Below are 24,700 nucleotides of genomic sequence, written 5' to 3' on the forward strand. Positions count from 1 at the left end.
CTCACCTTTAAAAAGTAATCGATTACAAAATAGATTCAATAGAAAAGTAATCGATTACAAAATAAAGATCCTGCCAGCAAAGGCAAAATTGCGAGAGCGGTCACGATAAACATTGAGAGAAGATCCGATCCCATCCTGACGATGGGATCGGTAGACACTTAGCGGGACTTACGACACAGCAGTTTGAAGGCAACGAACAGGAACAGGATCCACACCGGCAGGAGGATAGCTGACAGGCGCATATCGTCCATCGTACACATCAGCACCAGAATCATGCCAAGGAAAGCAATACACAGGTAGTTCCCTGCCGGGTACAGCAGCGCTTTGAACTGCGTCTCACGTCCCTTACGACGCATCGCCGCCCGGAATCGCAGATGGGCCAGGCAGATCATAATCCAGTTCAACAGCAGCGTCGCCACAACCAGCGCCATCAGCAGACTAAAGGCCTTTTGCGGCAGGACATAGTTGATCAGTACGACCAGAGACGTAATAGCACCGGAGAGGATCAGTGAATTCACTGGTACGCCGCGACGGCTGACGCGGGTTAAGAACTTCGGCGCGTTCCCCTGGACAGAGAGACCAAACAGCATACGGCTGTTAGAGTAGACGCCACTGTTATATACCGACAGCGAAGCCACCAGAATGACAAAGTTCAGCGCTGAAGCCACCACGTTGCTATCAAGATTATGGAAGATCATCACAAACGGGCTGCTGTTGGATTTCACTTCCACCCACGGGTACAGCGCCAGCAGCACCACCAGAGAACCGATGTAAAACAGCAGAATACGGTACACCACCTGGTTTACCGCCTTTGGAATGCTTTTCTGCGGATCCTGCGCTTCTGCGGCAGTAATCCCGATAAGCTCAAGTCCGCCAAAGGAGAACATAATCACCGCCAGCGACAGGATCAACCCGTTCCAGCCGGTGGCAAAAAAGCCGTTGTAACGCCACAGGTTATCAATGCTTGCATGTTCCCCGCCGTGACCGGAAAACAGCATCCACACGCCAAAACCAATCATGCCGATAATGGCCAGCACTTTAATCAGCGCAAACCAGAATTCCGTTTCGCCATACAGACGTACGTTGACCAGGTTAACCGCGTTGATGATCACGAAGAATGCCGCGGCCCAAATCCAGGTCGGGACATCGGGCAGCCAGTACTGCATGTAGATCCCAGCCGCGGTCAGTTCCGCCATGCCAACCAGCACAAACATCACCCAGTAGTTCCAGCCGGACAGAAATCCCGCGAACGGTCCCCAGTATTTATAGGCAAAATGGGCAAACGATCCGGAAACGGGTTCTTCCACCACCATTTCGCCCAGTTGACGCATAATCAAAAAAGCGATGATCCCGGCAACACCGTAACCCAGTAACACCGCAGGTCCCGCCATCTGAATAGCCGGGCCAATGCCCAAAAACAGGCCGGTACCAATTGCGCCGCCCAGCGCAATTAATTGAATATGGCGGTTTTGCAACCCCCTCTGAAGCGTCGGCTCATTCGTTGACGCGGCATCAGACACGCTGGTGTCAGATGCAGTTGACGCGTTTTTCACGCCCTTCCCCTGTGTCGTTTTTATTGAAGGGGCTTCTTTTAACATTTCAACCTGGTTGTCGCAAGGCGCAATAAGGACCCGCTGTGCCCGTGGCATTGCGTTTGTTCATAATTACAGTGAATTATTCTGGACGAAAAGGCATCGCAGGCCACAGAATGCGCTTTACTGTTTTTCTAACATTTTCAAACGGGTGAACCCGCTGTGTTTCAGCCACTCGTTTTTGAGCCAGGCCAGGCAACGACTGTCATGAATAAGATCATCAAACGACTGGAAATCGTCAAAAGCGCTATTGAACTGGAAGATGAGGAGATTATTTTCCAGCAGGTAGATCATCTGAAAAATGAGCCTATGTCAGTCTTGCCAGGCGTCATCGTTCAGGCGCTCGAAGCACGGCGCTTTAGTGATGCCCTACGTGAAATCACGGCCTGGCTGCAATCTCAACGGGCAGTCTCAACGTGGCAGGATCCTGCCATTGCCGCCAGTAAACTGGAACTAAAAGCGCTCGAAACACAGCTGCGTGACCTGATCGATAAGCGCAACACGCGCATTCAAATCCTCGATGATTTCAACGATCTGTATCATCTTCGCCTTGGGCCGCTGATGAGCCGGATCCTCGAGTTGCGTAAACAGCTCGCCGCCAGCGCCCAGCGCAAACAGGAAGCGGAGCGAAAACGCCGGGAACAAGACTATCAATCCTGCCAGCACTATATTTCCCAGGCTGTTGATCAACTGGCCAGGCTTAAGCAGCTCTGGATGAACCAGAATTCAGATTCGCACGAATCGGTGGAAACACGTCAACGAATTCAGCAACAAACGGAGCTTATTACCGCCCTGCTGGCGGAGATTCGTGAGCTGGAAAACGACTTTTCTCGCCAGGACGACAGCGCAGCCCGTCAGGCACAGGAAGAAGCCAGCCATGAATATGATGAATATCAGGAGCAGCAGCAGGATGCGCAACATCGTTTTAGCCGTGACCAACGGCTTTCTTCTGAAGAGCGTAATGAGTTAAAACGCCTGTGGCGTCAGGCCAGCCGTCTTTGTCATCCGGACGTGGTGGCGGACGATCTGAAAGAGAAAGCGCATCAGATGATGGTGCAGCTTAACCAGGCGCGCCAAAATGCCGACCTTGCTGCCGTTCGGGCGCTACTGACTCAATTGCAAAGCGGCCTCGAACCGATGATGGCGAGTGACCGATTGAACGATCTGCAGCATTTACGCAGCAAAATACAGCAGCTCAGAGAACAAATTAACGCTCTGCTCAAAGAGATTACCGAACTGGAAGCTGAGAACGCCTGGCGCCTTGCCACCTCCGTGACGGATAAAGAGGCTTACTTCTCCGATCAACAACGGGCGCTTACGGAAATCCGCAATACGCTGGAACAACAGGTGCAACAGGTTGAGCAGGAGCTGTTGGCGGGGTAAGCGCTATCAGCGATAGCAAGCAGAAAATACAACATCTTCAAGGGAGGTTTGAAGATTAAGCACCAAATGATAAAAATAGCACAAAATGCTTAGTTATTAAGATAGGTCAGAGTTATCACCTTAAATGCTCGAATTTTAGGTCGATAACTGCAAATAAGACAATATTTCTCTCTCCCACCGCTCTCCCTCTCTCTTTATCCTGGCCTTGATTAAGAATTCTCCTACCTGCCAATAGTCCCATTAAGAAGAATGGTTATCTGTTTGAAATATAAGATTTTTCATATAAATCCCCTCCAGTATAAATAGGAATACCCTGTCTTTATAGAAATGGCTGAAACATTATTCGCGTGATCCATAAGCGAAATCTATCAATCATTTACTCAGAGCTGAAATAAACGATTTATCTTAAATTTTAACAAAGTGTAATATCTACTTTAAGAATAGTTAATGATTCAAATTAATACAGAAAATATCTGTTGAATCTGCAATAAATAAGGATGCGTTCACACCAAAGAACGTCATACGAGATTTAATTAACATTTCATGCGTCGCAAGAAACTCTTTTTTTAGACTAAAAAAAGAGGCGACCGCCTGCACCAAAATTTCAAGGAGATCGTTATGTCTAAGGCTATTTTTTTGGGTGAATCAATTTATCCCTGGCTAGGCATGCGTGAAATCCGGTGATGCTGCCAACTTACTGATTTAGTGTATGATGGTGTTTTTGAGGTGCTCCAGTGGCTTCTGTTTCTATCAGCTGTCCCTCCTGTTCAGCTACTGACGGGGTGGTGCGTAACGGCAAAAGCACTGCCGGACATCAGCGCTATCTCTGCTCTCACTGCCGTAAAACATGGCAACTGCAGTTCACTTACACCGCTTCTCAACCCGGTACGCACCAGAAAATCATTGATATGGCCATGAATGGCGTTGGATGCCGGGCAACCGCCCGCATTATGGGCGTTGGCCTCAACACGATTTTACGTCACTTAAAAAACTCAGGCCGCAGTCGGTAACCTCGCGCATACAGCCGGGCAGTGACGTCATCGTCTGCGCGGAAATGGACGAACAGTGGGGCTACGTCGGTGCTAAATCACGTCAGCGCTGGCTGTTTTACGCGTATGACAGGATACGGAGGACGGTTGTGGCGCACGTCTTCGGTGAACGCACTCTGGCCACACTGGAGCGTCTTCTGAGCCTGCTGTCGGCCTTTGAGGTCGTGGTATGGATGACGGATGGCTGGCCGCTGTATGAATCCCGCCTGAAGGGAAAGCTGCACGTAATCAGCAAGCGTTACACTCAGCGCATTGAGCGACATAACCTGAATCTGAGACAACATCTGGCAAGGCTGGGACGGAAGTCACTGTCGTTCTCAAAATCGGTGGAGCTGCATGACAAGGTCATCGGGCATTATCTGAACATAAAACACTATCAGTAAGTTGGAGTCATTACCGACTTCCTCCAAGTCTCCCCGTTCATTCTTCACTTCGACGGTTCCGTTGGTATCAAACATTTCACAGACAAATACGGCGGCCACCACCCAGCGCCAGAGCATCAGATTCTGCTCATTACTCAAAATAAAATCCCCGGCGTGCATACCGTGCCAGAGGGAGGCAACCAGACGCAGTCCATTCACTAAATCCGTGTCATACTCTCCGCTGTCGAGTTTCTGAATATCAGTTTCCGGGACGGCAGTATTGCCTCCGCTCTGCTGGCGATGGAAATAAAGGACTACGTTTTTCTCGGCTTCCAGACGGCTCATCAGAATATATTTTTCTGTCTGACTGTTTTCACCAGAGAAATAATTACTTTGTGTTTTACGCATGATAAATCTCCAGTCCAAAGCTATTATCTTTCGGATTATCCAGTGCGGCAGTCACTGCCTCTTTCATAACCTCATTCATAAACTCAACACCTTCAGATGTGAGGCGACTGCAGTCTTTCGTCAACATCCCAGCGTAAGTGTCGTTCAGCATCTGTAGTCCTTTATCACTGCCAAACTTACGCAGGCACTGGAGTTCGATACTATTGATGAGGCAACTGCTGATGGCTGACTCTGTCAGATTATCGAGAGCTACGACCTGTCTTTTCACCATCAGGTTAAGTACTGCCGAACCGTTATTACGCAACCGGCAATAATGAATAAAGGCATCGGCAATATGTTTTCGGTTTAATTCAAGAGAGTTATTTGACGTTTTCATAACTACTGTTCTCCTGCCATCAGGATGAGTGATTCCCCGACCTGATGGCCGTTATTTTCCGGATTAAATTTATGTCGCTATGCTGGAGTTATTTCTCGATATTTTGCCTGCGTTCACGAATACTGAAATCCGCTTCATCTGCATTAAATTTCAGAGCAGAAGCAATACCCGGCAAATACATCATCATTTCGCCCAGATTACGCAAATCCTCTTTAGCCATTTCACCTGTGTATTCTTTATTATCACAGGCCCAGAACAGGATATTGCCGACAGAACCCAGCCCGGACATAATCCCTTCATATGCACCTTCGGAATGCATGCGAATACAGGACAGGGTTTCATCGTCCTCTTTATCTAAATCACAGCGTGTCAGTAACTGTTCGATATTTCTCATACCGGCTCTCCCCAGAAATCGATGAGATCAACACCATACACAGCCACCCATGCCTCACGCGGCCATGATTTAACAAAGCCAAACTGCGCGTCCGGCACTTTATGGGGTTCCAGCCCGTTCTCCTGACACCACTTTTTAAGTGGACGCCAGCCATACTCAATATCAGTGACACTTTTCACGGCTTTCACCGTGGCATGCTTCCCTGATTCGCCCAGGCGTTCTGCCAGTTGTTTCGATTTACGCACGGCAGCAGATGCAGTTGCCATCGCTGTTGCTTCCCGGCGGCTGCCGATTTCGGCTTTGGTGCGCTCGGCTTCGTCAGCACGAGCTTTTTCTGCCAGGCGCCCCTGCTCTGACGCCATCGCAATCTGGAGAATTTCCATGGTGGACAGTTCGCGCTGCACGGGCGCAGGCTGATAACGCGCTTCAAGCTTGTCGACCAGTCCACGGCGCACCGCCTTTGACTCACGGGCAGCTACGCGGAGAGCCTGCTTTATCTGCATGATGATCCCCTCAGACGGGCGTCCACCCTTACTGCCCTGAGGTTTTACAAAAGTTTTGTAAAACTCCCCAACCAGTTCATCCTTAATGCGATCGATAAAGACATTATTGCGAATCGGTTTTTCACCGCATTCAACGCGGGTTTCGTTCACCATTTCCAGCAGCGTATCCGAATCAATTTCGCCGGAAGTTTCATCCGCGCTAAAGCCAGCCATTAATTCAGTTTTATCAGCCATTGCACACCTCGTGTTCATTTCCCGCCTGCTCACCAAGATCCAGTGCGTTCGTTGACTGTTGCGTCAGATGGGTTGCAACATCCACAAGTGATATCACGTACATCTGAAGATTCTTCTCCCCAGAACCGAGAATGCGAGTAGCACAATTCATCAGATCCAGAGAGCGTTGCAGGTTGGTCAACACATCCTTATCAGTACGGTAAATATGTGGCTTATCCATTGTCAGCCTCCACAGCTTCACGGGCGATCTTTTCAATCAGCTCGATAAGTTCAAGGCACAACTGCTCTTCGTCCGCACTGGAGGTGAGAAATCCCGCGGCAGATGCAAGCGCCTGAATCTTATGCAAAGCATCAAGGCCAACCCCGACTTTAACGTTGCGCATTGCATACCCCTTGTTCAGGTGTGACAGACCAGCCAGCCCGACAGGCCATTTCGAGGAACGATGGCAGCGTTGCAACATGCTCCCCATTAACCAGCGGGTAATCGCACACATGACGGCCTTCTTTGAGCTGAACCACCACGCGCCCTGTGAAACCGGGTGAAACGTGAAGGTTCACAGTCGTGACAGTATTCAGCCCTTTCACCAGCATCAGCTTCGCAAACTCTTCCACATCACCGTGGGCACCACAGCCCAGGCAACGGAATGTCTGAGTAGCAGGATCGACCGTGAATGATGGCGTTCTCTCGTGATGGAATGGACAAAGCCCAACATAGTTTTTGCCCTGACGCTCAAGCTGAACGTGCTGACCAATGATTTTGAGGATGTCACTCATTCCCGGCCTCCTGCGCTTTTTTCGCGGTTTTCTCAATCTGCGACATAAGGATCCCTGCCAGTTCAATGCGTGCTGGTGTATCAGTCAGGAACTGAGCCGCACGCGCAAGTGCCTCAATTTCGATAAGCGCATCCGTTTTGGTGAGTTCAGACATGCGCCACCTCCTGAACACCAGATGTGCAGGCGTCAAAACGCTGTTCGAAAATCCAGGAGAAGTGATCACCACCTTCCATCAACTGGAGGCGACATGGAGCCTTAGTGCGGATCTGCGCAGCGAATACCAGATTCCAGCCGGGGAAATGTGAGCGGGCCTGTTGCTCATTGTTGGCTTCAGCACGCAGGACAACAGGCGTGGTGTTGGTTTTATCTGACGGAGTTCCCAGAAACAGGTATGTGAATTCCGGGCGAGTTTGGGTATCATGTGAACATGCCATAATGTTACTCCAACTAACGTTGTGGTTAGAGGCCCAACCGGATTGCCGTCCGAGTTGGGCTTCGAATACTTCAAGGTGTATTTCACCCATGAAAGAAAGGCTACCCCAAGGTGAAATACACCGCAAGTCTTTTTTTAATCTTTTTTTTGCGTATACTGACATACACCAACCACAAGGAGCGTCAGTAATGGCAACAGGTGCAAAGAACGGAAAATCACAAATGACCACCGTACGAATCCCCCATGAAGTGATGGAAGATATAGAATCACTCAAGGAGGAAGGCGAGAGTACAGCTGGTTTTTTAGTTACTGCAGCAAAAGGTGAAATCAAACGCCGACAGCGTAAAAAATCAAAAGATGATCCAGTCCAGTGATTGATCTGGTTTTCAAAGGCAACGTTCGCAGCGTTGCCTTTTTCTTTGTGAACACGGGATGCGCCAATAGTTAAGCCGCTCATTCAGATACCTCGACTTTCCCGCCACCAATCAGCTCAAACGAAAACTGGCGAAAATCCTTCACCAATTTTTCGGCCTTATCGAGTAAAGGCAAATCATCCTGCCGTTGGCGTAATCGGCGTCCAGCATCAGACGAATCCTCATCAGATGCTTTTCGAGCAGATGACACGATATTTTCCATTTGCTGAATGGTATAGACGAGATCACCGTTAATGTTATGCTCGAGTTCTGTCATGTAATCGAAGATTTGCGCTTGCAGCTCGTAGCTGTAGCTCATTGCCATGAGGCAGGCTTCACGCTTAGGAAAATTGCAAATATCCCTCTCCACAACACCGCCGGTACCGTTGATATAGGTATCAGTTGCAAAAAATTTTGCAGCTGCATCCCCGAGAACTTTGGGCACCTTCTTCATGAAGCTTCGGTGTTCGAGCTTGCGATATTTCTTGCAGGGAAAGGTCAACCCTTCCGATTTAGCTTTTGCTTTACGATTTGCATTGATGTAATCGACCATTTCAAGACTGCTCATAGTAGGTGCAGAAATAGCTGCCTGACCGATTTCAGATTGAGCGAGTCCCTGCCCGTAGAGGACATTTAATTTATTCATGGCTATTTACCTGTCGTTAATTAGTTGGTAACTGTCGCGACAATCGGATCATAAACAGATGCGAACGCAACGACACGCAACAAATGCACATAGGGTGTTCAAGATTGATTAAACCACCTCCTTGCGCGATTCTTCGATGCGCTGGTTAATCCAGTCATCAACTTCACTTTCGACAAAGGCAATTGAGCGAGAGCCAATTTTGACAGAGGAAGGGAATTTACCCTGCCCCATAAGTCGATAGATCCAAGCTTTGCTGTAGCCAGTGCGGCGCTGAACTTCTGATAGGCGGATAAAGGATTGCGACATGTTTACCTCGTAGTGTCTGTTGCGGTGCATATGACAAATTACATCACGGAAATCGACAACATGTTGGAAGTTGGAGAATTATTTAGAAAAATAATTGGAAGTGAACACTCTATGTTTTGGAAGCCGAACGCCAGAGAAAAACTCTAAGATGATTTGTTTTGGAAGTCACATACTCTGCAATGGTGATTTTGGAAGTTTCAATAAATAATTTTGGAAGCGTAAAAATGAAAATACGGCAAAATGGAAGCCTCATTCACTCATCAAAGAGGCATTGCTTGTTCCGCTGGTAGTTTTTGAATAGAACTATTTGTCGGTATCTTGGAAATCAGCGTGTTTCAAAGCGGAGGCAAGAAGGGTTCTGATTTGGCGATCGCTCACTGTTTCGGACAAAAAACCAGCATCAATTAAACTATTTGTCGCCACGTTAGCTATAGCTGATTTATTTGGTCTCCCGTTTATCGTGCAATTAGCGTGACCTTTACATAGAGCCATCGACAGCCCTGAGATTAAAGTCAAAGCTGTATCACGACCGCGGAATTTAGACCATTCAGGTTGTTCATCTTGTTTATAAGGTTCTGGTGGGCGTGTGTATTGGATGGCATTCTTCCTGCTATAAGCATCCATTACATCTTTGCGAACATGTTTAATACAATCAGGCATGCCAACACCCACATCCATAAGGAACATAGCCATTTCTGGTGCCTTAATTATTATTTCTCTCATATCCATTAATCCGGTAATTCTATTCTCGACCGGGCAAAATAGCTCAACCTCATCAAATCCATCGACAGAGGAGCAGTGTCCAAGCAATCCTATACAGTGGTGTTTTCCAACTTTAACAAATGAATTAACTAAATCATGATAATAAAAATCAAAAGGCTCATACTCTGGAAACTCTTTTCTGTATTCCCTTAGAATAATAGCCGAAATTTCTTGGGGGGAGCATTGTTCCTGCTTTGAGAGTTCAAGCACGAATGTTTTGAGTGGAACGATATCCTTGCGTTCACGATTGATAACCCCAAAAAACGACATGCACTTCCTCTCCCTTTGATTTGCCCTCAGGCGTTAATTCTTAATTCTCAATCTTGATCTTGGTGATGCTGTGAAAACAACAGAATTATCGTCTACTGGCGTAAACATGTCTAGATCTGACTGTATGCATAACTAGTAAAATGAAGGCGTATACAGGAAATAATCAAGTACTGTTATAATACCATGGCTTGACGTGACTCAGAGAGTCTCTGATTAATCCATTCACCAACCTCACTTTCAATAAACACCATTGAAAAAGCATCAATTTTTACAGATTGTGGAAAGCTGTTTTCTTTGAGCAGTCGGTAAATCCACGCTTTACTGTAGCCTGCTAATCAGTACCTCAGAAAGACGAATGAATTTATAGTGTTTAACCATGTTATTTTCCTATGATTCGGACACAACAAAAGAACCTAGTCACCAGGTGACAGGTTTCTATTTATGGTTCCGATTTGTGAATATGTCTAAAACCACATCATGCAAGCACGTGTAGTTAGTAGTATTAGATAGGGGTTGTTAAATATTTTCATAGCAAGCATAACAAGTTATGTTGCTTTATCCTCAGCTTCTGAGGCTTCATTTTTTAAAGAGCATTCGCTTTTCAGCGACGTAGGCAGGAATGCCATTGTGAAAAGAGCAGTGATGCTTTAGCGACTTTTGCTTTGTCAGCCACGCAGGCATACAGATATATAAGAAAAATGACTTGATGGTGATGCCCTTTCTCAGGGCACGATCTGTGTTTCTCACAGACGCAATATTATTAAAGAACAATGCACAAGGGCGCACAATCTCCCTTTTGTAAGAGAGAACCAATATCTTTAAAGAGCACCAAACGTCTACTAGTGGCAAATATAAATCACTACTGTCTACATGTCCAGCACTTTTCTAATCACAAAATATGAATATCCCCTCACTAGATAGTTGTACCAAAACCACTAAAAGTTGTTCCAGAGTTGTTCCAGCCAAAGAGAATGTATATTAATAAAAACAGTTAGTTATCTTTATAAATATACATATGGAACAACTGGAACAAGTGGAACGAATACTTTTCTCTTACACGTGAATAAACAGTTTACCCAGCAGCCTTACCCGCCAGTTCATCCAGATAGTCAGCGTACCACTGAAGCATCTCTCGCCGACCGTCAAGGTACTGAGCATGATTGTAGGTGCCCCTGATAGTATTTCTGTCAGCGTGCGCCAGTTGAGTTTCTATCCATGCAGAGTCAAATCCTTCCTCATGCAAAACGGTGCTCATCGTGTGTCTGAAACCATGGCCAGTAGCCTTTCCGCCATAACCTATACGTTTAATCACCTGGTTAATGCTGGCCTCACTCATTGGTTTATGAGCATCGTTGCGGCCAGGGAAGACATACTTACCCCAGCCGGTTATCTCTTTTAGCTCCAACAGGTGAGATTTAACCTGTCTAGAAAGTGGTACAAGGTGAGGACGGCGCATCTTCATGCGTTCCTTGGGGATCTGCCATAAGTCATTGTCCAGGTCGAATTCAGCCCACTCTGAGGCGCGGAGTTCAATGGTCCTGACACTGGTGTACATAAGCAGTAATGTCGCAATGCGTGTCACTTTACTACCACTGTAGGCATTCACTGCGTGAATAAATGGACCAAGTTCGACGGGGAGTAGGTGCGGGAAGTGATTTTGCTTGGGTGATTTTAGTGCGCCGGCCAGATCGGTTACAGGGTTTACCTCTGCTCTGCCAGTAATTATCGCGTAAGTGAAAATCTGCCGACATGCCTGACGGGTTTTCTTGAGCTTATCCAGTACTCCTCGTTCTTCCATTTTGCGCAACACTGACAGCATGTCCATCGGCTTAATTTCGGTAATGGCCTTCTTTCCGACATACGGGAATATATCCTTTCGTAGATATTCAAGAATGTCCTCAGCATACCCGGAAGACCAGTTCGGCTTCTTATGCTCATGCCATTCAAGCGCCAAAAGCTCGAAGCTGTTATTAATTGCTAGATTCTTCGCTTCTCTGGCGGCTTGTTTAACTTCAGAGGGATCGTCACCTGCTGCAAGTACACGCTTGGCTTCCGTACGTTTATCTCTGGCTTCAGCAAGCGTCACATCAGGATAAACACCAATGGATAGCAGCTTCTCTTTACCTGCATAGCGGTATTTCATGCGCCAGTACCTGGAACCGTTCGGGTTAACGAGCAGATACAAACCACCACCATCAGACAGTTTATATGGTTTATCTGTTGGCTTTGCAGTGCTTACCTGGCGGGCTGTTAGCTTCATATTGGGGGTATCTCACTTCATTGAACCTATATATACCCCCGAATGTACCCCCATATGAGCGTAGATTTCAATAGATGGTACTAGACGTTGGGATAATGAAATCCTGCTGTATGTCTTGCTGTATCTGGATTTAGTAGACTTTGAGAGAGGTCAGTAGAAGTGAAGATGGTACGCCCTGTAGGATTCGAACCTACGACCTACGGCTTAGAAGGCCGTTGCTCTATCCAACTGAGCTAAGGGCGCATTGCGAAGTGATTACTTCATGCAGATGAAACGCGTGAATTATACGGTCAGCGCTTGCTGAGTCAATGCCTTTTGTTTCGGTTGCTGGCGAAGTGTACGAATGTTGATTTTTTCTGCTCGTTCAAAGGTATCCAGGAAATCACCTGGTAACAACTCAGCCCGCAAAACGTCAGATTTAGGGATACATGTATTTAGAATATTTATGATTTTGCTTAACATTCCTTTATCCCCTCTCCAGTGGTCAGGAACTCTTTAATGTTAAGTATCGCCATCAAGGAAGAAAACAGTCACTTCGAACATGGACTGAAAATCATCATCTCCCATCTGGCAAATCAGTGGCATCAGGAGATTAGCTTTTTACCTGTCGAAGATATCGATCGCGCTGAAATCGCGTTTATCTCACTGGATGAAGATTGGCTCAGCGCCGATTGTTACATGGTTCCTGTCCACACCAGGCGCCAACACCGGGTGGTCATCTGTAGCAAAAACGACAAAGATAAGCTGATGTTCCGCCCCTGCCTGTACATGTTGCCACTGATTTATAGGGAAGATGACGTAGACGAGATAACCAAAAAACTGGTCCTCATCCTGCAAAAACGCGCACTGCGCACTAGCGTGCCCGCGACTATCTGCCATTACTGCACCACCCGCAACTTTTCTATCGAAGAACGCCAGTTCTTAATGTTTCTCGCCAGCGGGTATACGTTAGCCGAAACGGCTCATCTGCTCTCAGTCAGTGATATCCAGGCCAAAGCGACCCGCCGCAGCATTATGAAAAAGCTGCATGTGAAAAACGATCAGCAATTCTTAAGATACATCCGCGCACATCTGAACTTTCTGCAAAATTAGACGGGGTATCTCTGCCTAATTTTTATTGAGAAATATCTCATCATGGATTAAGCATCGGCTCCTACTGTACCTGGCTTCAGGCTGCGAGAATAATCCGGTCATACTATTTCCGGGGCAACAGAAAGACACACCCGGTAATATTTTATCTAATCTCAGAGAGAGGTTGAACTGGATAAAACGATCTTTTGGGCATTGAGTAAGACATCAGAAAACTTCCGGCAGATTATTCTGATGGAGTACGCAATTGCCAGTCTGATGATTGTTGAAGCACTGAAACCCAACGGCACAAGTCAACTCACCTTTGCGCTGACAAAAGTTTGGTTCAGGGATTCCTGTAGTCAGCAATTTATCCAGACCTGCCGCAACAGAAATGGAATGGAAAAGGATGCACAGTGCAAAACGCCGGGACCGCTATCGCCGTATACGAAACGCTAACTGTAGCTGGCAATTTCCCCACTGTACCTCACAGGTATTTGACCGGATCGAGTATCTGGCACAAAAACTCGAATACACCTTACCGGACGGCACTATATCTCAGGCGATAATTACGACAGACTACTATCTGGCCTATGCGCTGAGTCGACATTTATTCTCAGGTACTCGCACGGCGATCTTCCAGAGCGTTGAATCGACCTTGCTCAGCATGCAAGAGCCGGTAATTAGCCAGTTAGTGATTGACATTGAAAGCTTAACAACCCCTTATTTCGATATACTTGAAAGCCTGCGCCAGCTAATTAAGAAGCATAATGACATCCAAATCTTCATAATGCTTTCCAGTCGCGATGAAGACCTCACTACATTTATTTCACTGTCCGGTCCATTTTATATCTTGCCACGCAATTTGCGCCTCCCCGAGATGCGCCATGCCTTATTATCTCCGGTTCTTAACTATATTCATTCCAGGCGTATAAATCAGCTCGACTGGGAGCTGATTACCTTACTATTGCAGGGTAACTCCTTAAAAAAGATTGCATTGTTACAGGAACAACCCTACCACCGCATCATCTATCGCCTGAACCAGTTGATTACGCGCCTTGGATTACCCAGCAGGCAGCGTTTTTTGCATCTGATACACCGTCTCAACGTTACCTCTCCCCATTTAATTTAACACCATAACTCATTGTGCTATAAGATTTTTTAGGAAATTACTTATTATTGAATAAGAAAAAAGATCTAATTTTTACAAATATTTAATATTTACAACTATTCCTGGTATTATGCCTGGAGGCACACTCACACTTAACCTTACTGATCCTGTGCATTTCAATAAAAAATAGTCCTATTGCAGCCTTAACAAAACCTAAACAATTGGTTTATTGTGTCGTTTTTACTGTTTAAAAAAAATTTTCAATCTGCCATAATTCGAACCACAGATAAATAATACCAATAGTCATTAACACATCTGGATCTTTCAGAATATCCTAACTGACATTAACAACCAGGATGTTGTAAGTCTTTTCCGAATGAGCAGAGCAGGTATAATCCCCACAGTTTCCTGATTAATTGTTAGTTTTCCCGGTGTGAAATGGATTTTCCACAAATTCATTGTTCTGCAGAAGGGTAATGACTCCAACTTACTGATAGTGTTTTATGTTCAGATAATGCCCGATGACCTTGTCATGCAGCTCCACCGATTTTGAGAACGACAGTGACTTCCGTCCCAGCCTTGCCAGATGTTGTCTCAGATTCAGGTTATGTCGCTCAATGCGCTGAGTGTAACGCTTGCTGATTACGTGCAGCTTTCCCTTCAGGCGGGATTCATACAGCGGCCAGCCATCCGTCATCCATACCACGACCTCAAAGGCCGACAGCAGGCTCAGAAGACGCTCCAGTGTGGCCAGAGTGCGTTCACCGAAGACGTGCGCCACAACCGTCCTCCGTATCCTGTCATACGCGTAAAACAGCCAGCGCTGACGTGATTTAGCACCGACGTAGCCCCACTGTTCGTCCATTTCCGCGCAGACGATGACGTCACTGCCCGGCTGTATGCGCGAGGTTACCGACTGCGGCCTGAGTTTTTTAAGTGACGTAAAATCGTGTTGAGGCCAACGCCCATAATGCGGGCGGTTGCCCGGCATCCAACGCCATTCATGGCCATATCAATGATTTTCTGGTGCGTACCGGGTTGAGAAGCGGTGTAAGTGAACTGCAGTTGCCATGTTTTACGGCAGTGAGAGCAGAGATAGCGCTGATGTCCGGCAGTGCTTTTGCCGTTACGCACCACCCCGTCAGTAGCTGAACAGGAGGGACAGCTGATAGAAACAGAAGCCACTGGAGCACCTCAAAAACACCATCATACACTAAATCAGTAAGTTGGCAGCATCACCCTGCAGAAGAACAACCGAATAAACAAGGATAAAATAATATTTATTCGGCTCTCCCTCAGAACAATTCTTGGCTATTTGACAATATTATAACGCCTGATGTTTTATCAAATTCGCAAGATACGCAAACAGTTTGAGGCATACAACAATGAAACCAGCATCCGTTATCATTGTGGACGAACACCCTATTGTCAGAATGTCGATAGAAGTACTACTCGAGAAAAACAGTAATATTCAGGTAGTGTTGAAAACCGATGACAGCCGTACGGCAATAGAACATCTGCGCACGTACCCGGTCGATCTTGTCATCCTGGATATTGAACTGCCTGGTTCTGATGGGTTTACATTACTCAAAAGAATAAAGTCATTGCAGGAGAAAACTCGGGTACTGTTTCTGTCCTCAAAATCCGAGTCGTTTTATGCCGGGCGTGCTATCCGGGCCGGTGCAAATGGGTTTGTCAGTAAACGAAAGGATCTCAATGATATCTACAATGCGGTAAAAATGATTTTATCGGGATATTCCTTTTTTCCTTCGGATACCCTTAATTTCATTAACAATATAAATGCACAAAAAGGCGTCTTACATGACATGCCGCTCTCTAACCGTGAAGTTACCGTTTTGCGTTATCTGGCAAACGGGCTATCCAATAAGGAAATTGCTGAGCAGTTGTTACTCAGCAATAAAACGATTAGCGCTCACAAGGCTAATATCTACTCCAAGCTCGGGTTGCACACCATCGTTGAGCTGATCGATTACGCAAAAATGCATGAATTAATGTAATAACACTCCCGGCGAGATTTCGTTCGGGAGTGTTTTGTTAGCGCATTGATTAGTTATAGTTAATCATGAACGTGGCATCAGCCCTGGCAATGCCAGGCTGAACCCCAGCAGCTAACGCGATATAGTTTGCGAAAAAGGTCAGCGTGGCATTGCCGTTCTCATCAATCCCCACCGTCTGACTGGCCTGCTCGAGCGGCAATCGCGTACGGTCGCTGTCGTGCAGTTCGATCGCCACCTTTTGCGCCATCACTGCGTCATCAAGCGCCAGCAACGTCGTGCCCGGGGCCGGAGTTCCGGAAAACGTTATCGAAGCGGAACCCGGCGGGCAGCCTTCTAGCTTCAGCGTAAACGCGACCGGTTGAGTGGTATCTCCGCTGGTCTGAAGCTGCTTGGTCGGCCAGGTGCCTAGCTCCACGGACTTATTGCTGTCGCTGGCAATTACCGCGCAGGTAAAGTCCACCACGTTTCCGCGCAGTTCAATATTGATTTCCCCCAGCGACGAAGCGGCATGGCACAACGAGCTGAATGTCAGCAGGCACACCATTGCCAGGCGTTTCCCTGCGGCTGGCGTTTGCTTGTTAGTCATAATCCACTCGCAGATAGCCACGGGCTGTGAAAGGTCCTTCGGTAGGCTTATTGCCCGTTACGCTAACCGGCCATGTTCGAATACCCACGCTCGCCGCGGCGTTATCATCCAGTTGAAACGGGATAGTGCTGGACAGATTATTGGGCGTCAGCGGTTTACCGCTGCTGTCGGCGACAATAAAACCTAAATCGGGATTGTCAGATACCATCATTTGCCCGGTGGCTTTCTCGGCCTCTACACGCATGGTTAAGTAGGCCTGTGCAGCGACGTTGGTGCATTTTATCGCTACCGTTTTGGTCTGCGGATTGATGCCTTCAGGCCGGTTTCCCGCTCCTGCCTTGCTAAACAGCGATGCGCCAATATCACCAAAATCAAACTCGACAATCTGCCCGGCGTTTACTTCGCAGTTTTGTGGAACCTCCACCTTGCCGCTGTAGCTGATGGTATAAACCGGCACACTTAGCGCATCTCCGGTACTGGTCGTGACATAGACGCTGAACATCGTCTGCCGCGGAATCGGCACCATGTTAATAAACGGGCGGATTACTTTGAGCTTAAACACCAGCTTTGAATCCATCACGCCAAAAGGCTGCTGCTTAGGTACGTTTGGGTGAGTCCCCATGCGAATGTAATTACGCGGGGGATAAAATAACCCGGCATAACTATCGGTTATGCTCATGGCCCCCAGCAGGTAGTCATTGAGCTTCAGATACTGGAAGCCGCCTTCGGTACTTTGAACCGGAAGTTCAGTGACATAGCTTCGATAGGTGTAATTTACCGTTGTCCCGGCCGGACAGGTGGCATTCACGCCAATCCAGCCAGATTTTTCCGGTAACGTCACCACCTGTCCCGGCTGGTTGTTACTACTGTTGAAGACATTCGACAGATCGTAAAAAACATCCGTTGGCGTGCCATTCGAGTTTTGGCAGACCGTCGCCCAGGACGAATGGGCCATCAGCAGTAAAGCGCTTCCCAGTAACAAACCCGTTTGTCGTTTCATCGTATTATTCCTGTCGTGCTGACGGAGATTCGCACGTCACGTTCGTGAGCGTTACCGCTTGTTTCAGGCTCTCCTCTGGCAAGGCATAGCGCGCCACGCAGCGCGCGTTTGCGCCTTCCCCCCATTGGATCAACAACTCGCCTTTTAGCGGCAAGCCGCTCAGGTAGATTTGCCCGTCTTCACCCACCATGCTGGTCACGCCGCTGGTGTTTTCACGCACGACGGAGCCAAACGGCACTGGTTTACCGGCATGTTTGGCGGTAATCAGCGCCCGCACACCGATTCGTGTATCAAACGCCGCCCGCACCAGCGCCCCTTGCGTTGGCACTACGCTACTGACGTTATTCTCCACATCGGTATTGTTGTTCATGGAATTGGTGTCTAACGCGACGCGGTTATAGCGATAGACGGTGGCATATGGCATCACCGCGTATCCGCGCCAGTCGGTTTGAACGCCGGTCTGGTTCTCTATCCGTACACCCTGCGCACCCGGCGCTTTAATCAGCACGTTGGTATCGCCCAGAGGCTGACTGAGCGTAATGCCGTCCGCATGCCCCACTACGCCGCCGGAGAGCTGCCAGTTGTAGTCATGCTGGTCACGGTCGTAGTTGTAACCCACGCCCAGCGTACCGTAGGCCGCCTGCCAGTTGGCGCTGGCATTTCCGCTATAGCCATTGGTGCTGCTGTGCCCCTGATTCACGCTGTAGCTCAGATTGCGCCCATCCAGCAACGTACCGCCGATCCCGCTCTGCCAGCTGTTCTGTCCGTTGCTATTACGGTTGGCATTAAAGGTGGCGTAGGTGCGATCGAGGGCGTTATCACGCGAGTAACGCCGTCCGCTCAGCAGGCTGAACGGTACTGACATATTGAACGCCAGAATACGGTCGGTGTCGGAGATGCCAACCGATTCATTCCACGACCAGGAGAGTGAATAGCTAATCCCCTGCCAGCCGCTGGCATAGCCTAGTTGATACCAGGTATTGGTGTCTGAAGTATTCCAGTACGTCTGCTGACTACCCGAGATATACAGCGATCCGTAATCCCCCAGATTCTGCGAAATGTTGATCTGGAAACGGCCCTTTTTGCTGTAGCTCAGGTTGTGATAACTCGTCACATTGGGCACGTCGTGGCGATTGCCCTCACTGTCGTATTCGTACTCATAGCCTTCCATACTGCGATACGCCACATCGTCGAGGGTATAGAAGCCACGCGTTGAGTAGCGATACCCCAACAGCTGGAAGTTAGTGCCAAAATTGTTCAGCGATTTCGCATACAAGAAACGTAGCGACTGCCCCTGGTGCGTACTGTCATCCGCCAGTTGGCTGCGCGCATGGGTGAGATCGACAGAAACCGCCCCCCAGTCCCCCAGGTTTCGACCGGTGCCTAAAACCACCGCGGTGTAACGAGAGGCCAACTGCGTACCACCGTATGCGGTATAGCCCTCTGGTAACCCGGCAATTAATGTTCCCTGAAAAAAGAACGGTGAAGATTGCTGGCTATTGCCGCTGCGAAAATCCCCGGCGACAACGTCATATTTAAAACGCCCTTCTCGTTGTAATAAGGGAACGGTGGAGTACGGCACCGTATAGCGTTGCTGACTGCCGTCCTTCTCATCCACCGTGACCTCAAGATCACCGCTGGATGACGTTGGGTTGAGATCGGTTATCGAGAAAGCGCCGGGTGAAACATAGCTTTGATAAATCACATAGCCATTCTGACGAATGGTCAGTTTCGCTGCGGTACGCGCAATGCCGCGCACGGTAGGCGCGTAGCCCTGTAAGCTGTCGGGATACATACTGTCTGAGGAATAGAGCCGCGCACCGCGAAACCCGACGCTGTCAAAAACGTCGTTGCCAGTGTTGCTGTCGCCCATCACCAGTTCGCCCTTCAGCGGGATAATTGCGCGCTGAAGCCATGTACCGATGTTTTTCCAGCTTTGTGAGTGGTATCCGTCGCCCTTGGAGTAGCTCCACGCACCGTTGTTTCTCAACCGCCAGGGGCCATAGTTCAGACCACTGAGCATACTGAGGAAGTAACTGTCAGTATCACTGCCGCGGCTGCCGGTAAAGCTGTAGTTAACCAGCGCGGCCGGGATCCCTTCATCCCACTCTTCCGGTGGAATATAGCCGCGCGCGCTGTTTAACATTGACGCCTGTGGCAGGCTGACGTTTAAGCGCAGGGTAGAAAAATCAAACGCAATCTCGCTGCCGGGAATCGCCTCAGGTAGATTGATACAGGTATCGTTCGGATCCTTACTGAGTGCCGGAAACGCGGCGATATTGACGCCAAGGCGCTTCACCCAGTCGAGTCCAAAGCACGGCATCAACCCACCGGACTTCTCCCCGGCTTTTGCCGCACTGGTAGTAAAACGAATATCCTGAGTGGCAACAAACTCATCGTTGCGCCAGATATCCACGCGATAAACGCCTTCAGGCTGGTGATTGCCTTTTTCAAAACGTGATAAATCCGCCACGGTTGCCGTATCCGCAGATAAAAAGGCCGGATTAAAATAGCTTTCCCCATAGCTTAGAGAGGGAAAGAGCGCCGCCAGCGTGGACAACGCCACCCCCGCCAGCGGTGGCGTAACCCCCGGTAACAGGCCAGGAAAATACGTTGTCTTATTCATCGTTATCTCAACGCACACTTACCGTTTTGGCCGGGGTTACAGCGCCATAATCATTGACCGTCTGGAACGTAACGTTGCCCTGAACGCCCGTGGGTAGCAGGACCTGCGCATCGCTTTTCGGCGCAACCATCACGTTATCGACCTTCGTTTTCCCCACATTGAGATTGACCAACGTGACGTAGTACGCTGACGGATTGTTGATTTTCAGGTGGTTGCCGGAACGAGCAAACGTCAGCATCCCGGGCGCATCTTCCGGGATTTGCGGCAGATTATTCGGACGAACGAAAAGTTTGATGCGTGACAGAATCGCCAGTTGCAGAACGTTTTTGCCCTCAAGGCTGTTTTTATTGACTGACGGAATGGCTTTTACGTTCATCCAGAACAGCGACTCACGGTCTTTGGGCAACGGTTCACCGGCATAGATGATACGCAGCGTGTTTTCGCTTTTGGGTTCACTGACAAACAGCGGAGGCGTAACCACAAACGATTTTTCTTTAGCACCTGCGCTATTCTCAATCCATGAATTAACCAGGTAACGTTCTTTGGTATCGCTATTGCTAATAGACAGGGACGTTTGTTTGGCATCGGCCGGATAAATAACGCGAGTGGCGCCTAATGCAATGCCTCCGGCAGCCTGAACACTGGCAGCAGAAAATAAGGCCAGTAAAAGGATAAAACCTGATTTTAGATAATTAAACATAGCTAAAAATACCTTTGATGCGATTATCGGTGATGCTGCCAACTTACTGATTTAGTGTATGATGGTGTTTTTGAGGTGCTCCAGTGGCTTCTGTTTCTATCAGCTGTCCCTCCTGTTCAGCTACTGACGGGGTGGTGCGTAACGGCAAAAGCACTGCCGGACATCAGCGCTATCTCTGCTCTCACTGCCGTAAAACATGGCAACTGCAGTTCACTTACACCGCTTCTCAACCCGGTACGCACCAGAAAATCATTGATATGGCCATGAATGGCGTTGGATGCCGGGCAACCGCCCGCATTATGGGCGTTGGCCTCAACACGATTTTACGTCACTTAAAAAACTCAGGCCGCAGTCGGTAACCTCGCGCATACAGCCGGGCAGTGACGTCATCGTCTGCGCGGAAATGGACGAACAGTGGGGCTACGTCGGTGCTAAATCACGTCAGCGCTGGCTGTTTTACGCGTATGACAGGATACGGAGGACGGTTGTGGCGCACGTCTTCGGTGAACGCACTCTGGCCACACTGGAGCGTCTTCTGAGCCTGCTGTCGGCCTTTGAGGTCGTGGTATGGATGACGGATGGCTGGCCGCTGTATGAATCCCGCCTGAAGGGAAAGCTGCACGTAATCAGCAAGCGTTACACTCAGCGCATTGAGCGACATAACCTGAATCTGAGACAACATCTGGCAAGGCTGGGACGGAAGTCACTGTCGTTCTCAAAATCGGTGGAGCTGCATGACAAGGTCATCGGGCATTATCTGAACATAAAACACTATCAGTAAGTTGGAGTCATTACCGCGATTATCGTTGGGAAATAAATCAGGGATAAACCAACGTAAACCACACGTCTGAGCGAAGCGTTCCCGGCGTTATATTTTCCGAGACAGCCCGATAGCGGGCAGTGAAATGAAACGTCATCTCTTGCGTTATAATCGGCGCATAATGAAGCGTCAGGGCATTCGGTATAATTTGCCGTTGGCGCTCGTCAAATAACGCCAGACCAATCCCCGAAGCCGCAGACGCATCACCGCTGGCAAGAAAAACCTGCGGATCTTCCGCTGGCGTCACGCCCGCAAACGCAATCCCAACATGGTCATAAACATCGGAGCTGCACGACGTTAAGCGCAGTGAAAACGGTACGCTGGTAGAGGCGAAGCTTCCCGTCCCAGAGAAAGCATTGGTGCGATACTGCCCCATTTGCACCCGCATATCCTGACTGTCAGTGGCGACCGTACAGGCGCCGTTGACGAGCTGCCCCCGTAAGTGAACGCGGCCACTTTCCAGTATTACCGTATGTGAAAGCACAGGCATTACGCACAGCATTCCCGCCAGCGCCACGCCTTTCCCTATCATCTGCCGCATCCTTCATCATCCCCGGATATTGCCTCATCCATTGAGGCGAACGTCATCCTTGCGCAAATCAAAACGGCTTATTCGTACTTCATGATGAACGTCGCGTCGGCATTTGCCTGACCCGGCGTTGCGCTTGCGGCAGTGGCTTTGTAACGCGCAGAGAAACGCAGGGTGTTGGTCCCTTCTACCAGCGCCTGAGCGGTAGAGAAGGTTGCGCCATCCGGCTTCAGCGCGGTGGACGTATTGTCCAGAATTTCAATCCCAACACCGCCCGCAGTGGTACCGTTGTCTGCAGAAGAGACGGCCAGCAGGTTGTTATTGGTATTATCGGACTGGCCAGAGAAAGCAACGGCTGCAGTTGCGGCAACGTTCGGGTCACAGTCGTTCAGCACGATAGAGAACGGAATTTGTGCTGTAGTGTCACCCACTGCGGCAAAACTGGCAGTACGATACTGGCCTAACGTCACAACCTGATCGGATGACTGAGTACTGACTGCACAGGCTGCATTGACCAGTTCACCTTCAAAATGCACAGTACCGCCGCTAACGCTTACCGGATCGGCTGCAACCGCTGCACCGGCGACTAACATCAGGCTGGCAATAACAGAAGAGGTCATTAATTTACGTTTCATGGATTTCCCTTGAATTACACACATCCGGCTCCAGCATCCTGCGGGATCCGTTTGAATCATTATCGACATTAAATGTCAGGCTAATTATCTCTGCATCCTGTAAAGATATATATCGCATGAGAATTAGCTAACCTTTTACCCCAACTCTCCTGAGTATTTGATTCACTAATTATTCCTCGCGAATATGACTATTCGTCACAGCGATAAATTAAACATTTCAATTAATGAAAAATACCTGCAAATCCTTTTAATGACCCTGGCTAATTCTTAATGGGACCTAGGAAAAATCTGTGTGGGAATGAGGTAAAATCCCTCATAATTAACCGTAACAGACTGGTTTATGGCGCATTACCCCTGAAAATACCAGGGTGATGAGTTGTTTCATTCACGTTAATTTTAATTAGCATGCTCATTAATTATCCGTAAGGCTTATGCCTCTGTCCTGACCCCATTCGCAGATCGTGACACCCCCTGGCACACGTAAAAATGCAAACGAAAACTGACAGCACGTCCCGCTTCTGACAAAATAGCGGCATCCCCTTCGATTTAACGTAACAGACGGAATCCTCTCTCTGATGGCAGCAAAGATTATTGACGGTAAAACGATTGCGCAGCAGGTGCGCTCTGAGGTTGCTCAAAAAGTTCAGGCGCGTTTAGCGGCTGGATTACGCGCCCCAGGCCTGGCTGTTGTGCTGGTAGGTAGCAACCCGGCTTCGCAGATTTATGTCGCGAGTAAACGCAAAGCCTGTGACGAGGTGGGGTTTGTCTCCCGCTCCTATGACCTGCCTGAAACCACCAGCGAGGCGGAGCTGCTCGAGCTGATCGATACGCTCAATGCAGATACCACCATCGACGGTATTCTGGTCCAGCTGCCGTTACCTGCGGGTATCGACAACGTTAAAGTTCTCGAGCGTATTGCGCCGGATAAAGACGTTGACGGTTTCCACCCGTATAACGTTGGTCGCCTGTGCCAGCGTGCGCCGCGCCTGCGCCCGTGTACTCCGCGCGGTATTGTGACTCTGCTTGAGCGTTACAATATCGACACCTACGGTCTGAATGCGGTCGTTATTGGCGCGTCGAATATTGTTGGCCGCCCGATGAGCATGGAGCTGCTGCTGGCTGGCTGCACCACCACCGTCACCCACCGGTTCACCAAAGATCTGCGTCGCCATGTAGAGCATGCAGACCTGCTGATTGTTGCCGTCGGCAAACCTGGCTTTATTCCCGGCGAGTGGATAAAAGAAGGTGCGATTGTGATTGATGTCGGCATCAACCGTCTGGAGAATGGTAAGGTTGTTGGCGATGTGGTCTTTGAAGATGCTGCCGCACGCGCGTCATACATCACGCCGGTACCCGGCGGCGTAGGCCCAATGACGGTCGCCACACTTATCGAAAACACGCTGCAGGCGTGTGTTGAATATCATGATGTAAAGGACGTTTAA

Annotated in this window: 30 protein-coding genes, 1 tRNA gene and 1 pseudogene; 8 read left to right on the forward strand and 24 right to left on the reverse strand. The window is 48.7% G+C overall.

What is annotated here, in order from left to right; genetic code table 11:
* Positions 1-158: 158 nt before the first annotated feature.
* Positions 159-1,553, reverse strand: coding sequence for a phenylalanine transporter (pheP, locus tag HV302_RS17875; RefSeq protein ID WP_047415083.1), 1,395 nt, complete (start codon positions 1,551-1,553; stop codon positions 159-161).
* A 246-nt stretch (positions 1,554-1,799) separates the two neighbouring features.
* Between pheP and HV302_RS17880 the strand changes: the two genes are divergently transcribed.
* Both HV302_RS17880 and HV302_RS17885 read left to right on the forward strand, forming a co-directional pair.
* On the forward strand, positions 1,800-2,975 hold the full coding sequence (locus tag HV302_RS17880; RefSeq protein WP_181626373.1) for a DNA repair protein: 1,176 nt from the start codon (positions 1,800-1,802) through the stop codon (positions 2,973-2,975).
* Between the two features lie 734 nt (positions 2,976-3,709).
* A protein-coding gene (locus tag HV302_RS17885; protein ID WP_223429336.1) for an IS1 family transposase occupies positions 3,710-4,407 on the forward strand; the annotation gives its coding sequence in 2 pieces (ribosomal slippage) (positions 3,710-3,959 and positions 3,959-4,407; 699 coding nt in all).
* Here the strand turns inward: HV302_RS17885 and HV302_RS17890 are convergent.
* The 9 genes from HV302_RS17890 to HV302_RS17930 all read right to left on the reverse strand — a co-directional run bounded on the left by HV302_RS17890 (position 4,342) and on the right by HV302_RS17930 (position 7,509).
* Positions 4,342-4,794 (reverse strand): hypothetical protein, encoded by a 453-nt coding sequence (locus HV302_RS17890; protein ID WP_181626374.1) that lies wholly within the window; start codon positions 4,792-4,794, stop codon positions 4,342-4,344. The genes HV302_RS17885 and HV302_RS17890 overlap by 66 nt on opposite strands.
* On the reverse strand, positions 4,787-5,170 hold the full coding sequence (locus HV302_RS17895) for a hypothetical protein (RefSeq protein ID WP_048219411.1): 384 nt from the start codon (positions 5,168-5,170) through the stop codon (positions 4,787-4,789). The genes HV302_RS17890 and HV302_RS17895 overlap by 8 nt, the downstream gene beginning before the upstream one ends.
* 88 nt (positions 5,171-5,258) lie before the next feature.
* Positions 5,259-5,564: a hypothetical protein gene (locus HV302_RS17900; protein ID WP_181626375.1), complete on the reverse strand. Its 306-nt coding sequence runs from the start codon at positions 5,562-5,564 to the stop codon at positions 5,259-5,261.
* A complete protein-coding gene (locus HV302_RS28365; protein ID WP_048219415.1) occupies positions 5,561-6,301 on the reverse strand; it encodes a hypothetical protein in 741 nt (246 codons plus the stop codon). The genes HV302_RS17900 and HV302_RS28365 overlap by 4 nt, the downstream gene beginning before the upstream one ends.
* Positions 6,294-6,521 (reverse strand): hypothetical protein, encoded by a 228-nt coding sequence (locus HV302_RS17910; RefSeq protein WP_048219417.1) that lies wholly within the window; start codon positions 6,519-6,521, stop codon positions 6,294-6,296. The genes HV302_RS28365 and HV302_RS17910 overlap by 8 nt, the downstream gene beginning before the upstream one ends.
* The gene (locus HV302_RS17915; protein ID WP_178317615.1) at positions 6,514-6,684 is read right to left on the reverse strand and encodes a hypothetical protein; all 171 of its coding nucleotides are present in this window, start codon (positions 6,682-6,684) and stop codon (positions 6,514-6,516) included. Before HV302_RS17915 ends, HV302_RS17910 begins: the two co-directional genes overlap by 8 nt.
* Positions 6,671-7,075, reverse strand: coding sequence for a CHC2 zinc finger domain-containing protein (locus HV302_RS17920; RefSeq protein WP_048219419.1), 405 nt, complete (start codon positions 7,073-7,075; stop codon positions 6,671-6,673). The genes HV302_RS17915 and HV302_RS17920 overlap by 14 nt, the downstream gene beginning before the upstream one ends.
* Positions 7,068-7,229 carry a hypothetical protein gene (locus HV302_RS17925; protein WP_178317616.1) on the reverse strand — a complete coding sequence of 54 codons (162 nt, stop codon included), beginning with the start codon at positions 7,227-7,229 and terminating at the stop codon, positions 7,068-7,070. The genes HV302_RS17920 and HV302_RS17925 overlap by 8 nt, the downstream gene beginning before the upstream one ends.
* On the reverse strand, positions 7,222-7,509 hold the full coding sequence (locus HV302_RS17930) for a host cell division inhibitor Icd-like protein (RefSeq protein ID WP_162771972.1): 288 nt from the start codon (positions 7,507-7,509) through the stop codon (positions 7,222-7,224). The genes HV302_RS17925 and HV302_RS17930 overlap by 8 nt, the downstream gene beginning before the upstream one ends.
* A gap of 187 nt (positions 7,510-7,696) precedes the next feature.
* On the opposite strand from HV302_RS17930, the gene HV302_RS17935 reads away from it, so the two are divergent.
* Positions 7,697-7,882, forward strand: coding sequence for a YlcI/YnfO family protein (locus HV302_RS17935; protein WP_048219421.1), 186 nt, complete (start codon positions 7,697-7,699; stop codon positions 7,880-7,882).
* Between the two features lie 79 nt (positions 7,883-7,961).
* On the opposite strand, the gene HV302_RS17940 is transcribed toward HV302_RS17935, so the two are convergent.
* The 7 genes and pseudogenes from HV302_RS17940 to HV302_RS17970 all read right to left on the reverse strand — a co-directional run bounded on the left by HV302_RS17940 (position 7,962) and on the right by HV302_RS17970 (position 12,627).
* Positions 7,962-8,567: a hypothetical protein gene (locus HV302_RS17940; RefSeq protein ID WP_048219422.1), complete on the reverse strand. Its 606-nt coding sequence runs from the start codon at positions 8,565-8,567 to the stop codon at positions 7,962-7,964.
* 108 nt (positions 8,568-8,675) lie between these two features.
* Positions 8,676-8,873, reverse strand: coding sequence for a helix-turn-helix transcriptional regulator (locus HV302_RS17945; RefSeq protein WP_048219424.1), 198 nt, complete (start codon positions 8,871-8,873; stop codon positions 8,676-8,678).
* A gap of 303 nt (positions 8,874-9,176) precedes the next feature.
* On the reverse strand, positions 9,177-9,905 hold the full coding sequence (locus HV302_RS17950; protein ID WP_048219425.1) for a hypothetical protein: 729 nt from the start codon (positions 9,903-9,905) through the stop codon (positions 9,177-9,179).
* Between the two features lie 173 nt (positions 9,906-10,078).
* A pseudogene (locus HV302_RS17955) lies at positions 10,079-10,283 on the reverse strand (helix-turn-helix transcriptional regulator).
* Between the two features lie 694 nt (positions 10,284-10,977).
* Positions 10,978-12,165, reverse strand: coding sequence for a tyrosine-type recombinase/integrase (locus tag HV302_RS17960; RefSeq protein WP_048219427.1), 1,188 nt, complete (start codon positions 12,163-12,165; stop codon positions 10,978-10,980).
* A 166-nt stretch (positions 12,166-12,331) separates the two neighbouring features.
* Positions 12,332-12,408, reverse strand: a tRNA-Arg gene (locus tag HV302_RS17965).
* A gap of 39 nt (positions 12,409-12,447) precedes the next feature.
* Positions 12,448-12,627 carry a hypothetical protein gene (locus tag HV302_RS17970; protein WP_016152134.1) on the reverse strand — a complete coding sequence of 60 codons (180 nt, stop codon included), beginning with the start codon at positions 12,625-12,627 and terminating at the stop codon, positions 12,448-12,450.
* Positions 12,628-12,663: 36 nt separating this feature from the next.
* Here HV302_RS17970 and fimW point away from each other — a divergent pair, with 36 nt between their 5' ends.
* Positions 12,664-13,257: a fimbria biosynthesis transcriptional regulator FimW gene (gene fimW / locus HV302_RS17975; RefSeq protein WP_016155913.1), complete on the forward strand. Its 594-nt coding sequence runs from the start codon at positions 12,664-12,666 to the stop codon at positions 13,255-13,257.
* Positions 13,258-13,642: 385 nt separating this feature from the next.
* On the forward strand, positions 13,643-14,365 hold the full coding sequence (gene fimY / locus HV302_RS17980; protein WP_053389936.1) for a fimbria biosynthesis regulator FimY: 723 nt from the start codon (positions 13,643-13,645) through the stop codon (positions 14,363-14,365).
* Between the two features lie 466 nt (positions 14,366-14,831).
* Here the strand turns inward: fimY and HV302_RS17985 are convergent.
* Positions 14,832-15,529 (reverse strand): IS1 family transposase gene (locus tag HV302_RS17985; protein WP_223429336.1). Its coding sequence is split into 2 segments (ribosomal slippage): positions 14,832-15,280 and positions 15,280-15,529, totalling 699 coding nucleotides; the frame shifts between segments, so codons are not numbered across the junction.
* 200 nt (positions 15,530-15,729) lie between these two features.
* Here HV302_RS17985 and fimZ point away from each other — a divergent pair.
* The gene (fimZ, locus tag HV302_RS17990; RefSeq protein ID WP_181626376.1) at positions 15,730-16,362 is read left to right on the forward strand and encodes a fimbria biosynthesis transcriptional regulator FimZ; all 633 of its coding nucleotides are present in this window, start codon (positions 15,730-15,732) and stop codon (positions 16,360-16,362) included.
* A gap of 49 nt (positions 16,363-16,411) precedes the next feature.
* Here fimZ and sfmF read toward each other — a convergent pair whose 3' ends face one another.
* From sfmF to fimC, 4 genes are read right to left on the reverse strand one after another with little or no spacing between them, the layout of a single operon-like run.
* Entirely contained in the window at positions 16,412-16,948 is a 537-nt protein-coding gene (gene sfmF, locus HV302_RS17995; RefSeq protein WP_046276058.1) for a fimbria assembly protein, read from the reverse strand.
* Entirely contained in the window at positions 16,941-17,948 is a 1,008-nt protein-coding gene (gene fimH / locus HV302_RS18000) for a type 1 fimbria D-mannose specific adhesin FimH (RefSeq protein ID WP_046276059.1), read from the reverse strand. The genes sfmF and fimH overlap by 8 nt, the downstream gene beginning before the upstream one ends.
* Positions 17,949-17,952: 4 nt before the next feature.
* Positions 17,953-20,574 carry a fimbrial biogenesis usher protein gene (locus tag HV302_RS18005; RefSeq protein ID WP_046276060.1) on the reverse strand — a complete coding sequence of 874 codons (2,622 nt, stop codon included), beginning with the start codon at positions 20,572-20,574 and terminating at the stop codon, positions 17,953-17,955.
* A 7-nt stretch (positions 20,575-20,581) separates the two neighbouring features.
* Complete coding sequence (gene fimC / locus HV302_RS18010) at positions 20,582-21,274, reverse strand: type 1 fimbria chaperone FimC (RefSeq protein WP_065554225.1); 693 nt, start codon at positions 21,272-21,274, stop codon at positions 20,582-20,584.
* Positions 21,275-21,357: 83 nt separating this feature from the next.
* Here fimC and HV302_RS18015 point away from each other — a divergent pair.
* A protein-coding gene (locus HV302_RS18015) for an IS1 family transposase (RefSeq protein WP_223429336.1) occupies positions 21,358-22,055 on the forward strand; the annotation gives its coding sequence in 2 pieces (ribosomal slippage) (positions 21,358-21,607 and positions 21,607-22,055; 699 coding nt in all).
* A 37-nt stretch (positions 22,056-22,092) separates the two neighbouring features.
* Here HV302_RS18015 and fimI read toward each other — a convergent pair.
* Positions 22,093-22,626, reverse strand: a complete 534-nt coding sequence (gene fimI, locus HV302_RS18020) for a type 1 fimbrial protein subunit FimI (RefSeq protein WP_181626377.1) — start codon at positions 22,624-22,626, stop codon at positions 22,093-22,095.
* A 77-nt stretch (positions 22,627-22,703) separates the two neighbouring features.
* Positions 22,704-23,258: a type 1 fimbrial major subunit FimA gene (gene fimA / locus HV302_RS18025; RefSeq protein ID WP_032931075.1), complete on the reverse strand. Its 555-nt coding sequence runs from the start codon at positions 23,256-23,258 to the stop codon at positions 22,704-22,706.
* A gap of 575 nt (positions 23,259-23,833) precedes the next feature.
* Here fimA and folD point away from each other — a divergent pair.
* Positions 23,834-24,700: a bifunctional methylenetetrahydrofolate dehydrogenase/methenyltetrahydrofolate cyclohydrolase FolD gene (folD, locus tag HV302_RS18030; RefSeq protein ID WP_003021887.1), complete on the forward strand. Its 867-nt coding sequence runs from the start codon at positions 23,834-23,836 to the stop codon at positions 24,698-24,700.

The sequence above is a fragment of the Citrobacter sp. RHBSTW-00859 genome, from assembly GCF_013729795.1.
GTDB classification, from domain to species: domain Bacteria; phylum Pseudomonadota; class Gammaproteobacteria; order Enterobacterales; family Enterobacteriaceae; genus Citrobacter; species Citrobacter braakii.